The sequence below is a fragment of the Diplocloster hominis genome, assembly GCF_032380655.1.
GTDB classification, from domain to species: domain Bacteria; phylum Bacillota; class Clostridia; order Lachnospirales; family Lachnospiraceae; genus Diplocloster; species Diplocloster hominis.
This window is the reverse complement of record NZ_JAWDIY010000090.1, coordinates 1-838: the sequence shown is the minus strand read 5'-3', so window position 1 is coordinate 838 and position 838 is coordinate 1. Positions and strand designations below refer to the sequence as shown.

Genomic DNA, 838 nt, shown 5'->3' with positions numbered 1-838 from the left:
CTTGACCTGCATTCTCATATAGCGTTATGGGAATGGGTCTTTTTTGGTTCTTGATTTTCTCGGATTCTTTGAATTGGTTTCAATTAATCTTTTTTAATCTCGGATGTCTTGAAGTTTCTGGCTTCGCGGTTCTGATTGCGGTTTGATGAAGTTTTTATGGCAACTACCGCTTTGCAGTGGCTTTTGCTTTTAGAACTTCATCTGCTTTCAGTTCCTTGAAATCAGATTTTTCAATTGATTTTTCAATGTGTAGTTTTCAAGGTACATGCCGGATGCTATTCTCTGTCCGTTCTGCCTCTTCTATGATGTTCTATATCGGTCAGATCTTTCATCCTGCTGACTGATGCTTTATCAGTCATTAGAAATCAAAAGCTTAGATTTTAACCTCTAATCACTGGTAAAACCAGTTCTCTGTTCTGCATCAGGTTCCGGGATGCTTCCCGGCCTGCATGCTACAGAATCTATATGCAACCCGGATTCGTTCTGACTCTTTCAAGTCATCCCTTCCCGGGAGTTTTTTTAAGAGAATCTGGCATCCACCTGCTCTCCCATACCGTCACCAGTATAGTACCATCGGCCGCTTAGGTCTTAACCATCGTGTTCGGGATGGGAACGGGTGTGTCCCCTAAGCGCATCGACACCAGAAATCTTTTTATGCTATCTTTCCTACTTGCTTAAGCCCCTTTTATTTCTCTGTTACTGCGGACTTTTGCTTCGTATTCTTGATAACTAAACAGTAAAACAACCCTTACTTCTTCTTCCTTAGAAAGGAGGTGATCCAGCCGCACCTTCCGATACGGCTACCTTGTTACGACTTCACCCCAGTTATCCATCCCGC

Annotated in this window: 2 rRNA genes; both read right to left on the bottom strand. The window is 42.8% G+C overall.

The features are described from left to right. Window positions 1–527: 527 nt before the first annotated feature. Window positions 528–645: ribosomal RNA gene (rrf, locus tag ABC831_RS26395) — 5S ribosomal RNA — on the bottom strand. A 121-nt stretch (window positions 646–766) separates the two neighbouring features. Next, window positions 767–838, bottom strand: a 16S ribosomal RNA gene (locus ABC831_RS26390); the annotation flags it as partial.